Origin of the sequence: Sphingobacterium populi (genome assembly GCF_001586775.1) — a bacterium.
GTDB classification, from domain to species: domain Bacteria; phylum Bacteroidota; class Bacteroidia; order Sphingobacteriales; family Sphingobacteriaceae; genus Sphingobacterium; species Sphingobacterium populi.
The window spans coordinates 613,192-629,427 of the sequence record NZ_LQXS01000002.1; the positions used below are offsets into that span (position 1 = coordinate 613,192).

General features: G+C 41.4%; 7 protein-coding genes. All 7 read left to right on the forward strand.

Going from position 1 to position 16,236, the window contains the following annotated elements; all coding sequences use genetic code 11:
* Positions 1 to 108: 108 nt before the first annotated feature.
* Positions 109 to 1,602, forward strand: a complete 1,494-nt coding sequence (locus tag A0125_RS06975) for a GAF domain-containing protein (protein ID WP_066753937.1) — start codon at positions 109 to 111, stop codon at positions 1,600 to 1,602.
* A gap of 13 nt (positions 1,603 to 1,615) precedes the next feature.
* Positions 1,616 to 6,040, forward strand: coding sequence for a chemotaxis protein CheB (locus A0125_RS06980; protein WP_066753939.1), 4,425 nt, complete (start codon positions 1,616 to 1,618; stop codon positions 6,038 to 6,040).
* A gap of 316 nt (positions 6,041 to 6,356) precedes the next feature.
* Complete coding sequence (locus tag A0125_RS06985) at positions 6,357 to 9,392, forward strand: SusC/RagA family TonB-linked outer membrane protein (RefSeq protein ID WP_231863157.1); 3,036 nt, start codon at positions 6,357 to 6,359, stop codon at positions 9,390 to 9,392.
* A 34-nt stretch (positions 9,393 to 9,426) separates the two neighbouring features.
* Positions 9,427 to 11,079 carry a RagB/SusD family nutrient uptake outer membrane protein gene (locus tag A0125_RS06990; protein WP_066753943.1) on the forward strand — a complete coding sequence of 551 codons (1,653 nt, stop codon included), beginning with the start codon at positions 9,427 to 9,429 and terminating at the stop codon, positions 11,077 to 11,079.
* Positions 11,080 to 11,226: 147 nt separating this feature from the next.
* Positions 11,227 to 13,455 carry a TonB-dependent siderophore receptor gene (locus tag A0125_RS06995; protein WP_066753946.1) on the forward strand — a complete coding sequence of 743 codons (2,229 nt, stop codon included), beginning with the start codon at positions 11,227 to 11,229 and terminating at the stop codon, positions 13,453 to 13,455.
* 38 nt (positions 13,456 to 13,493) lie between these two features.
* On the forward strand, positions 13,494 to 14,687 hold the full coding sequence (locus A0125_RS07000; RefSeq protein ID WP_066753948.1) for a PepSY-associated TM helix domain-containing protein: 1,194 nt from the start codon (positions 13,494 to 13,496) through the stop codon (positions 14,685 to 14,687).
* Positions 14,688 to 14,989: 302 nt separating this feature from the next.
* Entirely contained in the window at positions 14,990 to 16,234 is a 1,245-nt protein-coding gene (locus A0125_RS07005) for a quaternary amine ABC transporter ATP-binding protein (protein ID WP_066754289.1), read from the forward strand.
* Positions 16,235 to 16,236: the final 2 nt, after the last annotated feature.

The following is a 16,236-nucleotide window of genomic DNA, read 5'->3' on the forward strand; positions in this document are numbered from 1 at the left end:
AGGACTGTGACGCGATGAATATACTACTCTAAGATTAGAGATAAATGCACATGTAACAATATTTTCTTAACTTGCTGTACATTTGAAAATTTTAGCGTTTCACACTAAATGCATAATAAAAATTTTGACTCCGATTTTTGTGGAGCCTTGCCTATACATCACATCAACACCATTCAACCCCATGGGGCGATTGTGGTCATTGATAAGGAAAATTGTACCATCGTGCAAACTAGTGCCAATACGATGGAGCAACTGAATATCAATCACCAAGATATTATTGGGATGAATTTTTGTGAATTGTGTGGCCTTTCGGAAGAGCAGATCAAAGGTGATGTGAGCACACATGTGGGCAAGAACGATACGTATACAATTGAGATCGCATCGAAGACCTATTTTGCTTTAGTGCACGAGAAAGAAGCTTATTTTATCATCGAGCTACAAGAGCAATCGCCCCATAAGCACCTATCGGCAGGAGTGCAAGATATCAAAAATCTCGTAACAGCAATGGAAGGTGTGAACAATCTTGCAGAGCTGTGTGACCTGATCGTGTCTAAGCTGAAGGAAATGCTAGACATTGATGGCGTAATGATGTATAAGTTCGATGAAGAATGGAATGGTACCGTGATCTCAGAACAAAAGAGCAATGGATTGGAAAACTATCTTGGGGTCACTTTTCCCGCATCGGATGTGCCAAAGCAAGCACGTGATCTTTACCTAAAAAATCCACTTCGACTAATACCCGATCGTACCTATACACCGGCGCGTCTTTTCCCCGTGATCAATCCATTAACTAGTACGTTTACCGATCTTTCTTCCTGTCATCTTCGTGGTGTGGCAGAGGTGCATCGTGAATATATGAAAAACATGAAGATGATCGGATCCATGTCTATTCGAGTCGTTCATAATGGTGTTCTTTGGGGGCTAATTTCGTGTAATCATGCCTCAGCATATCATCTTACCTTTGATGAAAGTGCTAATTTTGGTCTGTTGTCTAACGTGATTTCTAACAAAATTTCATCCGTTATCAATGCAGATGAATATCATTTTATCTCCCAACTACAAGCCGGCCGCAACGCTATTGTTGATGCGATCTATAGCACAGGATCGATCACCAAAGGTCTCTTTGGGCAGAAGTCCGACACCTCATTATTAAAATTGTTTAAGTCTACAGGTGCAGTGCTATTTAGTGCAGGCAAGCAATACACCGATGGGCAAGTACCTGATCATAATTTTTTAGATAATCTCCTTCTTTGGCTGCAAGCCAAAGATATACGGAAAGTTTACAGCACACAGCATGTTGCTGGAGTAATACAGGAGGCAGCTCGATTTAGCGAGATAGCTAGCGGCATGTTGGTGATTCCTATTTCGGCCCACGCGCCCGAATATTTAGTCTGCTTTCGTCCAGAAGTTGTCCAAACGATCGAGTGGGGTGGTAATCCAAATCAAGCGATCAATTTTGAAGATAATGGAGTAACCTATCATCCAAGACATTCGTTTAAAATCTGGTTGGAAACGGTAAATCAATTGGCGCAACCTTGGCACGAGCAAGAAATTCAGATCGCAACTACTATCCGCAGCTTTCTTTTAGAATTTAAATCATAACGGCGCTACTTTCATGGCAAATACACCACAGACTTTGTCCACTTATGTTGTTGCGATCGGCGCATCCGCAGGCGGTTTGGAAGCAATTCATGACCTTTTTGATCGTATTCCCTCCGATATTGATGTCGCCTATGTGCTGATTCAGCATCTTTCATCAGATTACAAAAGCCTTTTGGTCGAGCTAGTCTCTAAGCATACGCATATGAAAGTCGTCGAGGCGACCGAAGGAAAGCTTGTAGAACCGGCTTATGTGTATGTTATTCCCAACGACAAATTGATTAGTATTAGGGCAGGACGATTGCATCTGGAAAAGAAAGGTGAAAAAGTACCGAATAATGCCATTGACAATTTCTTTTTAAGTCTGGCAAAAGACAAAGCAGAGCGAGCAATCGCAATAGTATTGTCGGGCACTGGGCAAGATGGTACCAAAGGGATTGAAGCGATCAAAGAAAATGGTGGCTTAGTCATCGCGCAGCAACCGGATACGGCCAAATTCGATAGTATGCCAGTAAATGCTATTGCTTCAGGCGCTGTAGATTTTGTAGTGCCCACCTCCGAAATGTACGACAAAATTACAGCGCACATCACGTCGGCACCCATCCGAGAAGTAGAAAATGGCGGCATCGACGTACAAAGTCTGGATAAGATTTTTGACTTAATTTACCAGCGCACCGGGCACGATTTCTCGCTCTATAAGACACCTACCATCTTTCGGCGAATTGGACGTCGGATGAAAGAGTTAAATATCGAGCTGACCAAAGAATACGTCGAGTATCTATTAGAGAATAAGCAAGAAATATCTTTGTTAAGCAAAGATTTCCTAATCGGAGTGACACGCTTTTTTCGAGACGAGGCTGCCTTTAAAATAATCAAAAGCAAGGTCATTCCCGAACTCGTTGCACGTAAAGACGATGGCGATACAGTCAAAATATGGGTGTGCGCCTGTAGCACGGGTGAGGAAGTATATTCGATAGCTATTTTGATTGATCAATACCTGCAAACGATCGATAAACATATCGAAGTAAAAATTTTCGCCTCCGATATTGACGATGCCAGTCTGGATATTGCTTCAAAGAATAGCTATCCCGAGTCGTTTATAAAATTTATACCCGACGTCATACTCGAAGATTATTTTATCCACGATGGCCAACGCATATCGGTTGTTCCGCACATTCGTAAGCAGATCGTATTTGCAAAACACAACGTTATTAAAAGTCCGCCTTTTATCAAGAACGATCTGATATGTTGCCGAAATATGTTGATCTATATGAACAGCATATTACAGCAAAAGATACTTACAACTTTTCACTACTCGCTTAATACCGCCGGTTTTCTTTTTCTAGGTCCGAGTGAGACTATTGCTCCCATCAAAGATGGTGTTACAGAAATTAGCGGCAAGTGGAAAATCTATCGCAAAAGCGGAATCATTCCTCGACCAAACGATTTTCCTTCTGGTGGCCGTACCGACAATTCTGGTCGTTTTTCCATGCCGATAAGGCAAAAGATCAAAGTGTCGGCCGAAGAGCAATTTCAGCGATTTCTTGTAGCACAATATGGCTACGTGGGCGTTTTTATCGATCGCAATTTTGAAGTGCGTGATACAGTAGGAGATTACCGTCGCTTTCTGGCGCTGCCCGACAAAAAGTTTGAGGTCAATTTATTGAAGATGGTGCATAAAGAACTATCTTTTATGCTGAGTAACACCATTCGGTCGGTATGGAAAGAGAACAAAACCGAATCAATAAAAAGAACCCGTTTACGCAGAGGCAACGAAGATGTCTATGTGAATATCGATGTGTGTCCGCCAAGTGATGAGGTTGCACAACCCTATACATTGATCGTATTTAAAGAAATTGAAGCGGATCTCGTGGCGCCGCAATACATCGTGCCAATAGATGCCAGTGAGCAGCAGACGGGTTATGTGATGGAATTGGAAAACGAACTCAGCGAAACCCGATCTAATTTGCAGATCGCCGTGGAGGAAATGGAGACCACCAACGAAGAATTGCAATCGAGCAACGAAGAGTTGATTTCGGCCAATGAAGAACTGCAATCCGGCAATGAAGAATTGCAATCTCTAAACGAGGAGTTGCATACGTTGAACGCAGAGCACCAGCAAAAAATCACCGAACTCATTGAGCTTAATGACGATTTAAACAATTATTTTAAAAGCGTTGATATTGGCCAGATTTTTCTGGATAGAAACGGGCATATTCGCAAATTCAACCCCGCAGCGGTAGAAATGGTCAACCTCATCGAAGCCGATATAGGTCGCCCGATCAGTCATATTTCCAATAATATCAAATACGATCATTTCTTACAAGATATCAATGATTCGTTGACGCAATCGAATTTCATAACCGAAAAAGAAATCGAGCTTCGTAATAGCAGAACCTGTCTGATGCGCATAATGCCTTATACCAAAATAGATGGCAAGAAAGATGGAGTCGTTATTACATTCATTGATATCACGACGTTAAATGAGCAGAATAATATCATAGCCGCCGTATTCAGCGCGAGTCTTAGCGCAATTCTTATTTATAAACCTATTCGATCCAGCGCCAAACATATAATAGATTTTGAATGCTTGGCAGCCAACAAAACAGCCATCGCTATATCTAATCGGAAGGAAGATTCACTGTCAGGATTGAAGCTAAAAAATCAACTATCTGACCTGATGGACAACAATCTGTTGGATAGGTTTAAAGGAATTTATGCTAGTGACGATCATTTGGAAACTGAAGTACAGCTCAATAATCAAAATTGGTATATCGTGACAGCTTCCAAAATGAATGATATGTTGGCTGTAACATACACCGATGTCACCGAGCGCAAAAAGAATGAACAAAGTCTTAAGAAGAACTTCAATGAACTAGTACATACACGTGAATCGCTCAAAGAACTGAATAACCAGCTCGAAAACCGAGTTAGAGAGCGTACATCAAGTCTTGCTGAGAGCGAAAATCGCTTCAATCTCGTATCCATGGCGACCAACGATACTATCTGGGATTGGGATTTGGTGAATAATGTTATCTGGCGAAATCAAAACTTTGATAAAATGTTTGGATTTGAGCGAGAAGACCATACAGAAAGTACAGGATTTTGGTATGAACAGATTCATCCGGAAGATCGACAGCGAGTAAAAGATAGCGTGCACAAGGCGATAAATGAACAAGAAGAAAACTGGTCAGCAGAATATCGGTTTGCAAAAGCAGATGGGAACTACGTCGAAGTTCTTGATCGAGGAAGCATACAATTAGATTCTAATGGTGTACCGTATCGAATGGTCGGCTCGGTCATCGATGTTACGCGACTTAAAGAGGCAGAATCCGACAAACAGGAGCTAAAAGATTTTGTGTTGCGACAGCAGAAGGAGTTTTATGAGCTATTCGCGCATGTACCGGCGTTGATATCCATACGGCGCGGTAAGAAGCTGACATACGAGTATACCAATACGGCGTTTAATCAGTTTTATGCAGATCTGCCTTTCCAAGGCTTGAGCACGCGCGAAGCACACGCTACAGCCGTTGATCAAAAATTGTATCAGGCAGACGCACAGATACAACAGGAGGGAGTCGCGCTTTCTGGTAAAGCACTTCCAATCGCTAAGTATGACAAGCAAGGTAATGAAATAGGCAAAGCTTGGTTAGATTATCTCTTCACACCAGTCTTTAACGAGAAAGAAGAGATTGATGGGGTCGCGTTTTTTGGTTTTGAAGTAACCGAACTTGTGAAAGCGCAGCTAGCGACTAAAGATCTTATGCGCCGCAAAGATGAATTCATGAGCATTGCTAGTCATGAATTGAAGACACCACTGACCAGCTTAAAAGGGATGCTCCAAATTGCCATGCGCTACATCAATACAGATAAATCGAAGTCAACTATAGAGGAGTTTGTGGGTAGGAGTTTGAAGCAAACCGATAAGCTCACCTTCTTAATTAACGATCTGCTTGATGTTACCAAAATTCATGCTGGTAAGCTACAGCTGAATTATAGTGAATTTAATATTGCCGAAGTACTTGCAGATTTGGTGAGTAGTCTACAGGCGGAAGATCATTCGTTGGCTATCGACGTAGATTCTACGACGGAGATCATGGTCACAGCCGATCAGTATCGTATCGAGCAGGTCATTAACAACTTTTTATCAAATGCTATTAAGTATTCGCCTGACTCAAAGGATATTGTTGTACAACTTGTAAAACAGTCCCAGCAAAAAGTATACTTATCGGTAAAAGACTTTGGTATCGGAATACCGGCGGATAAGCAAGATTTTGTTTTTGACAGGTTTTTTAGGGCCGAAGAATCCAACAATTACTCAGGCTTGGGACTAGGGCTGTATATCTGTAAAGATATCATTGAGCGGCATGGCGGCACGATTGGTTTGTATAGCGAAGAAGGCCGTGGATCCACTTTTTGGTTTACACTACCATTAGCTTAAAAATTCGACTCTGAATTATATAGTTAAATGAATCCTCCGTACGGTTACCGTGTCGGATCGCTACTCTATTTGCTAAAATAGCGTAATCTGGCACAATTAACATTTCATTAACAATGTATTGGGAATTTGTTCACAAGTTGATCTCCTATTATACTTTAAATTTACCCTAACTAATACGAATTTGTTATCGACCTAAACTATTTGCTGCCTATGAATTAAATCTACACCAACTAAAACGTTTTAACATTTTATTGGAATTTGCAACTTGATTGTTTTTTCAAGTTTTTCCGACCTAATTAAACCAATCACATCAATAATGAATAAACTACACAATTTATTGCGTAGCCAGAGTCGAATGCGCTCGAGGCTACTGGTAAGCGCGTTTTTGACGCTGCTCATGTTATTTACTACAGGTATATCATCTGTCTTTGCACAGACACGTGCGATCAGCGGTGTCGTTAGTAGTGCTACCGACCAAGCTCCTCTGGTAGGTGTTACAGTACGTGTAAAAGGAGGTAATACAACAGCTGTGACCGATGATAATGGTAATTTCACCATACAAGCATCGACTAATGATGTTTTGCAATTTAGCTACATTGCTTTTCAACCGCAGGAGGTACGAGTAGGATCCTCATCTCGTCTGCAAGTAGTATTGCGTACGGACAATAGAAGTATGGACGAAGTTGTCGTTGTTGGCTACGGTACAGCTCGTAAAAGTGAAATCACAGCTGCATCTACAACGGTGAAGGCTGAGGATTTTCGCCAAAGTGCCGCACGTAATGCGATGGATTTATTGCAAGGTAAAGTTGCCGGTTTGCAAATCTCTCGAAGTGGTGGAAACCCAAATACTGGAGTAGGTATACAGCTTCGTGGAGCTACATCAATTGCAGGAACTAATTCACCACTAATCGTTATTGACGGTATACCAGGTGGTAATCTTGATCTATTACAGCAAGAAGATATTGAGTCGATGACTGTATTAAAAGACGGTTCTGCTGCTGCGATTTATGGTACACAAGCTAATGGAGGTGTTATCTTGGTAACTACCAAAAAAGGTGTTCCTGGAAAAACTAGGTTTGATTATGCTACTTATGTGAGTAAAGACATATTGCAGCGTGAGCCTGACTTTATGAATGCGGCAGAATACCGTCAAAAAATTGCAGAAGGAATTATTCCTGAAAGCCAAGATTTTGGTGCAAATGTTGACGCCATAGAACAATTGGTGCGTAGAAATAATGTAAGCCAGTATCATACGTTGGCTATATCTGGAGGTGGAGAAAACAACAGTTTTCGTGCAAGTACTTACTTTAGAGATTTACAAAGTATTGCAAAAGAAAACGGTCGTCAAGAATATGGTGTGCGCGCCAACTTCAACGGCAGAGGCTTAGATAACAAATTGACAACGCAAGTGGACTTTGCGACCAACTTTGGTGAATTTAATTTGCTAGGTGGTGGTAGTACTAATGCTAATGATTTGCGTGCTGGCGGTCCTTGGTTATGGGCTTACTCACGTAATCCTACATTGCCAATTCGTAATGAAGATGGCAGTTGGTTTTATGACCAAACGAGTACTAATGAGGTTGCTCGTTTGTATGAGCAGACTAACAGACGTCAACAACAAACTACCACCATCTCTGGTACTGTTGGCTACGAGATTATGCAAGATTTGAAATTTAATGTTTTTGGATCAGTGCAACGTAACGGATGGAATGATGGTGCTTACGCAAGCCTTGCATCAGAACCTTCGTTCAAGAATGATCGTGGTCTGTTAGGTAATGCTTACCAATCTTCTCGTTTAGAGTATAGATATGCCTTTGAACCGACGATCTCCTTCAACCGCATGATCAATGACGTACATTCGGTAAATGCCGTAGCTGGTTACAGTTATCGTTATGATGTGAATCAGGGATTTGATGCAAGAAACTTGGGATTTCAAAATGATGTGTTTCAGGAAAATAATTTAAACGCAGGTAACGCTTTAACTCAGGGCTTTGCTTCTATGGGAAGTTATAAGAACGACAATAAAGTTATTGGTTTCCTAGGTCGTTTAATCTATTCTTACGATGGCAAATATAGCTTCCAAGGAACATACCGTAGAGATGGTTCTACGCGCTTTGGTCGCAATAACAAATGGGGTAACTTTGGTGCTTTAGGTGCCGCTTGGAATATTTCTCAAGAAGATTTCATGCAAGAGGTTTCTTGGGTGAATGACTTGAAATTACGTGCAAGTTATGGTGTGACAGGAAATCAGGATATTGCCAACTATATGTCCTTAGTGACGCTAGGTACGGGTAATAATTATATCTACCCAGATAATGTTTGGCGCCAGACGTACGGTCCAAATAGAAACCCAAATCCAAACCTACGCTGGGAAACGAAGGTAGAGACCAATATTGGTGTTGACTTTTCATTGTTAGAAGGACGCGTAGGTGGTGCTATCGATGTGTATCGTCGTGATACGAGAGATCTTTTAGGATCATATACATCCCAGCAACCATCATTGATTTTGGATAATATCTTTACTAACGTAGGAACAATCTCATCTAAGGGTATCGAACTTACCTTAAATCTTGTCCCGGTACGCACGCAAGAAGTAACATGGTCTGTTGATATTATTGGTAGTAGTAATAGAAACCGCTTAACTTCGTTCTCTAACGATACCTATAAAGCAGATTCAAGAACTTTTGGAAACATCGGTGGCTTTGGTGCACTAGGTGACGCTATTCGTACTTTCGAAGGCTCTAGAATAGGCGATTTCTATGGCAAACGTTTTGCAGGTTTTGATGAAACTGGTAACTGGTTATTCTTCAACAAAGCAGGTGAAGTTGTTCCTCAGGCGCAATTGAATCAAAGTACCGTCGATATGGCGAATACTGATTTGGCTATTCTTGGTAATGCATTACCTAAATATTACCTTTCCTTTAACTCAGTCGTAGCCTATAAGAATTTCGATTTGAGAGCATTTTTCCGCGGTCGCTTCGATTACGATATCTTGAATACCTTACAGATGTCCTACGGTAACCGTGTAACACTACCAGGAAACGTACTAAATGATGCATTTGATCGTCATGCGGAACAAAATGGTGGCTATGTATATTCTGATTATTACTTAGAAAGAGGTTCACATTTCAAACTAGATGAAGTCACTTTGGGCTACACATTTAAGTTGAACAATGAGCGTATTCGTAATCTTCGCGTGTATGCTACTGGAACCAACTTAGCGTTGTTTACTAAATATACGGGTAATGATCCAGATTTTATTAAAGATACAGGCCTCGATCCAGGTATTGATAACAGAGGTATATTTCCAAATACGAGATCATTCTTATTTGGTTTAAACATTGGATTCTAAGCAGTAAGTGTTTTTGCTTTAACATCACATTATTATGAGAAAAGAACTGAAAAAATGGGTATATGCAATGGGGATGGTTACCGCTTTATCTACCATGAGTGCATGTACAGATCTTGAAGAAACGGTATACGATCAGCTGATTACCGATAATTATTATAACAATAAAATGGAGACGCTATCGGCAGTTCTCCGTCCTTATACGCATGCTAACGCTTGGGCTACCCCAGGACAAAATGGTTGGTGGCGTTTAAGTGAATATTCTGCTGATCAATTGGCTTGGCCACAAAAAGGTAGACACGGGCTAGATGGTGGAAACTGGATTCGTCTTCACGGTCATACTTGGACGCCTGACGAAGATACAGTTCGGGACGCATGGCGTCTGATGTTTTGGGGGATGGGTCTCTGTACTGACCCGATTGAGAACTTAGAGCGTCGCGAAGCGTCAGCTATGGGTATTTCTGAAGAAGAAAAGGCCGCCTATATCGGTGAATTGAAATTGTTCCGCGCTTTCCATTATCTAAAAATTATGGATCTGTGGGGTAATGTGCCTATCGTAACACAAGTAGGTATTCCTATCAATCCTGCTACGGCTTCTCGCACGGAAGTATTCAATTTTATTGAAAAAGAAATCTTAGAAAACATCAACAATGTTCCTGTGCTTTCTACCGCGATGACTGGCCGTGTATCTCGTGCAGCAGGTTATGCGATGTTGGTTGAATTATACTTGAACGCAGAAGTGTGGACAGGTACAGCTCGCTGGGATGACTGTATTGCAGCCGCGAACCAATTGATTAATGGTGCAGGTGGTGCGCAAAATGGAACTATGGCTCTTGACGCGAATATTACCGATGCGTTTAGACCAGAAAACCATCTTTCGAAAGAGGTAATCATGTCGATAGCTTACGAATTCCAACGCTCAAATACGCAACCGCAGTGGACTGGTGACTTCTTCTACTTCAACCAACGTGATATCACCGGTGGTGGTCGTAATGGAAATAATGGATGTGTTGTTATTCCAGGTGTTTACACCACTTTCCAAGATGCTGATTTGCGTAAGCAAGAATGGTTACTAATTGGCCCTCAGATGAAATTTTCTGATCCTACACAACCAGTTCTCGGAGCGTCCGATGAATATCAGGGACTTCCGATTGTATTTGTTGACAATATTCGACTAAACTTACAAGCGGAGGCAAATGGCACTGACCCAGAGTTGTTGCCTTCTAATATGACGACAGGAGAGGGGAATAGTGGTGTGCGTTTTAATAAATACAAATTAGGGCACTTAGAGCATCCAAGCTATAACAGTACAGACTGGAATGTGTACCGGTTGACGTGGGTTTATTTTGCCAAAGCTGAAGCAATTATGCGTCGCGCTGGTGGTGCTGCCAACCAAGAGGCGGTAGATCTAATCAATGCGTCTAAATCTCGTGCATATGCCGAAGCAGATCGTGCAGCGAACTTGTATACAACTGCAACATTAACGCTGAATGAGTTGCTTGCTGAGCGCGGTCGCGAGTTTATCTTTGAGGGATACCGTCGTCAAGATCTAATTCGTTTCGGTGTGTTCCACACCAATACATGGTGGGATCACCAACCATCTGATATCAATAAGACTTTGTTCCCGATTCCAAATAGACAACGAGTTCTAAATCCTAATTTGGATCAAAATCCGGGCTATCCACAATAGCATTGTTTGTTCTTAAAATTGTGCTTAGGGCTTCCGATTACGGGAGCCCTTTTTTTGTGCCGATCCACGCAAATTCAATAATAAAAAACACAAAAACTATTTAGACTTATTAAAAATAAAGATATATTTGCTGACAAAATTTACCATATGAAGCTTTGTTTATCGATTATTACATTCGTATTGGCAACACAAGCACTTGTTGCACAATCTGCAAAATACCCTACCAGAATGCGCGATACCAGCATCAGCCGCAAAGTGGAAGATGTTATTATTGAGGGATATGTTAAGAAAAACTCTCCAACCGTCAATCGTATGCCCCTTAAGGCAATTGAGAACTCGCAAGTGTTTTCTTCTATTGACCGCGTAGCACTAGAGAACCAACAGATTACTACAGTAGATGATGGTTTTAGAAATGTCGTTGGCTTGCAGAAAATGTGGAATGCAACCAATCGTGGTGGTGACGGTGGAGCGTATGTGAATCTGCGTGGCTTCGTCACCAATAACTCTTTGCGTGATGGGTATGTAGCTCCAGTTACTTCGATGATGGATGCCATTAACGTAGAGAAGATCGAAGTACTTAAAGGTCCATCTGCAACTTTATTCGGTACTGGACCAACTTCATATGGAGGTGTGATCAATCGTGTCACGAAGAAACCATATGAAGAATTTGGCGGTCAAGTTGCCATATTTGGAGGTAGCTTCAATCATTATCGTGCACAAGCAGATATAAATACGCCGCTGAATAACGATAATTCGCTATTGTTTCGCTTAAACACCGCTTATACAAACACCGGAACCTTTCAAAAGGCTGATGCCAAAAACCAATTCTTCATATTGGCACCAAGTTTTACATGGCGTGTAAATGATCGTTTGGATATCAACTTAGAGTATGAGCATTTTGAGAATAAGGCGATCGGCGAGCAAAATGTATTCTTTTGGTTTCCGCCATCCCAGCTTGGCTACCGCAATATGCGCGAATTAGTAGATGATACGGGCATGCAATACAGAGAATCTTATATTGGTGATGGATTATACAATACTGGTCGTACAAGTAATTTATTTGCCACTGCACATTATCAAATCTCTGAGCGTATCCTATCTACAACTGCTATAAACAAAGCGTACAACAAGTCGGATGGTCGCAACCCATTTTTCTATGTCGGCCGAATGAACCTTTTTGAGAATACTGGTTCGGTTGGGTTACATCAAGCAGATCAGTCTACAATTAATAGCCATCAGGATATCTTTCAGATCCAACAGAATTTTAATTTTGACGGACAGGTTGGTGCCATGCGCAATAGATTGGTTGTCGGTGGCGACTACATGCGAACCAATAATCGCCAGATGTTTCTTTCTGCTTCAACTATTCAGTTCGTACCATTTGTAGGGGGCAATTATTCTACATTTGATGCTAATTTAGTGGATGCTTATTACCAGAACTTAAAAGATCAAGGAAGCTATGATGCAGCTACATTTCCATTGATCGATGATAAGGATACCTATAGCTTTTACGCGTCTAATGTGCTGACCGTTTTGCCTGGTTTAAATGTGATGGCAGCTTTGCGTTACGAGACAAATCATTTTTTAGGGGGCAATTCCTATAATACACCTACCGAACCTTACAAACAATCTGGCTGGTCGCCAAAATTCGGCGCCGTCTACGAGATCGTGAAAGACAAATTTTCTGTTTTTGGTAATTACCAAAACAGTTTCACCTCCAACGGTTACTTTTTCACCGACGTATCGGGCGCGGTCGCATTGTCAAAACCCGAAACCGCGAATCAATGGGAAGGCGGTTTCAAGGCAGATTTGCTAAATGGCCGTGTGAATGCTTCTTTGAGTTATTATGATATCACCGTTCAAAACTCGATACAATCTACCGGTATTTCTATTCCAGGTACCTTTAATTTTGTGCAAAATCAATTGGGCGAACGTATTAGTAGAGGCGTAGAATTAGAAGTGAATGCCTATCTCGTGAAAGGCTTTACCGTCATTGGCGGTGTGAGCTATAATGATTCGCGCATCACCGAAACTTCGGACGCGAGTATTTCGGGCAGACGCCCAACGACAGGAGCGGCACCGTGGCAAGCAAACTTCTATGCAAACTACAACTTCTTAGATGGTACGCTGAAGGGATTGGCATTTGGCTTTGGTGGCAATCATGTAGGTGCCATTCCGATTTTTAACACCACTACGGATGTATTCGAGTTGCCAAAATATACGGTTTTGAACGCAAATGCCTATTACGACTACAAGCAATTCCGTTTTGGAGTACGAATGGATAATCTGGCGAATGAACAATACTGGATTGGGTACAGTACTGCCAATGCGCAGCCATCAAGAAATATCATCGGTAATGTGACGTACCGCTTTTAGCATAGCCATATCGTAGATTTATCAAAATAGTAGGAGAGATGCCGGTTACAAAAAAGAAGAATAAATCGTTTTTAAAACATTGGTTTGGCAAATTACACTTGTGGTTTGGCCTTGCCGTGGGCATACCTGTGGTCATCATTTCGATCACAGGTGCTTTGTATGTTTTTAAAGATGAGTTTGAAAATCTCACCCGTAAAGATGTACTGTACCATCACGAACCAAATAGTGATTCGAAAGAATTAATTCCGATTTCTGTATTGGCTAAGCAGGTTGAAAAAGCTGTGCCGGAAGAATATCCGCTACATTGGGTAAATGTGCCAATTGATCCGGCGATGTCTTACCAATATTATTACTACGAGCGAAATCCCGATGCATGGCATTACTTTGATGAAGTGGTAATCTATAAACTTATCTATGTAAATCCCTACTCGGGAGAAGTGCTTCGCGTGTACGACGAGAAGATGGGTTTCTTTAACATCGTCAAGATGATCCATTTTAGTTTTCTGCTACAATCCGATTGGGGTAAATATGTAGTCGGCATACCTGTATGTTTATTCGTGTTTATGCTCATTTCAGGTATTGTACTATGGTGGCCACGCAATAAAGCAGGTAGAAAGCAACGTTTTCAATTTGTTTGGAAGAAAAAAACAAAATCCAAGCGTAAGAACTACGATCTGCATAGTATTCTGGGATTTTATGGGTCTATTTTCGCGCTGATCTTTTCGGTTACAGGCTTATTCTATTGTTTTTTTGTCATACAAGCATTTGTTTATGTGGTGTTTTCTGGTGGGGAGACGGTGTATCCCGATCATTCGCACATCACGACTACGGCGCCAGCAGCTTTACGTACTGAATATACTTTAGATTCGATTGCCAATCAAGTAAAACGACTTTATCCAGAAAGTTATGGCTTTGCCTTAGATTTGGGAGATGAGCATTTGGATGAGCACGAACACCCTAATTTTGAGGTATACGTCAAACATCTCTCGTATTCCTACCACAAGATGAGCCAGCTGATATTTGACGAACATTCTGCTGAATTGTTGCATACACATGATTATAAAGACAAGAACTTAGGTGAGCGAATGGTTGGTGCGAACTATGATATTCATGTTGGTTCTATCTTTAACCTGCCGACGAAGATTATTGCCTTTTTAGTGAGTTTGATATGCGCATCCTTGCCCGTTACCGGATTTATGATCTGGTATGGTCGAAAAAATAAGCGTATTTGATTGTGAAAACGTTCCAAAAGGACGTTTTTTATTTTTTGTATCTTTGTATCAATGAGGAAACACAAAATATACAATATCAACTATTGCTTATTTTATAAAATCAGAAAAACGTCGCGCAACAACTCTTTGAAGATTCCTCCGTGCGTGGCGACACAGTATCGTTAACTTCCCAATAGCACGACGACTTTTATTCCTGTTCCATTACGACAAAATCGTTAATGAATTTTGGAATTTTGCGGAAACCCTATCGGTCCGTCCAATTAATAATAAGCCCATCGGCTATTTTCAATTTATAGATGATTATGAAAGAAGAAAGACCCATTAAAATTAAGGTCGAAGATTTAGTATTGATTTTCGGAAAGCATAAAGATAATGCGCTGAAAATGTTAAATGAAGGCCATACCAAAAAGGAAATCCTAGTAAAAACCCAATGCACTGTAGGTATCAATAAGGCAAATTTTGAGATTTACGAAGGAGAATTTTTTGTTATCATGGGATTATCCGGTAGTGGAAAATCGACCTTACTACGTTGTCTAAATCGACTAATAGAGCCCACAGGTGGAAATATCTATGTCAATGGAAATGATGTGACCCGAAAGAATCATCAAGAACTATTGGACGTGCGCCGTACCGAAATGAGCATGGTATTCCAAAAATTCGGGTTGCTACCACATCGTAGCGTACTAGACAATGTGGCATTTGGCTTAGAGATAAGAGGCGAAGAGCTAGACGTAAGAACGAAGAAAGCTCAGCAAGCGATTGACACCGTCGGCTTGCAAGGTTTTGAGCAACAATCTCCGGCGCAGCTGTCCGGTGGTATGCAGCAGCGTGTTGGCTTGGCGCGCGCACTTACCAATGATCCAGAGGTACTGTTAATGGATGAGGCTTTCTCCGCACTTGATCCATTAATCAAAACCGAGATGCAAGATGAATTAATCAGCTTACAAAACAAACTTCGTAAAACCGTCATATTTGTCACACATGATCTCGATGAAGCCATTAAGCTGGGCGATCGTATTGTGATCATGAAAGATGGCATAATTGAGCAGATTGGTACTGCCGAAGAAATACTAACCAATCCGGCTACGCCGTATGTCGAAGCCTTTGTAGAAAAAGTAGATCGCAAGACCATCATTACAGCGGGCTCCCTGATGCATCGCAAACCGACGACAGTACGCTTTGGGAAAGATGGACCCGAAGGGACGTTGCGAAAAATGCGAAGTACAGGATTAGATGTGTTACCCGTGGTCGATGATAATCAGACTTTTTTAGGATTTGTATGGGTAAATGATGCTGTATTATGTGCGAAACGAAAAGAGCCGACTGTAGCCAGTATTCTAAAGAAAGACGTGCCGACTGTCACTACAGAAGTGACTGTGGAAGAAATGTTGCCTTTGATCACTGCGACACGCTCGCCTATTGCCGTCACTGATAAAGATAGTGGTGTATTGCTAGGTATCGTGTCCCAAAACTCGGTCGTGATTGAAGCCACACGCTTCAACGAGCAAGAGATAACAGAATTGAAAGAAAACGCCAACCACCAATAAAA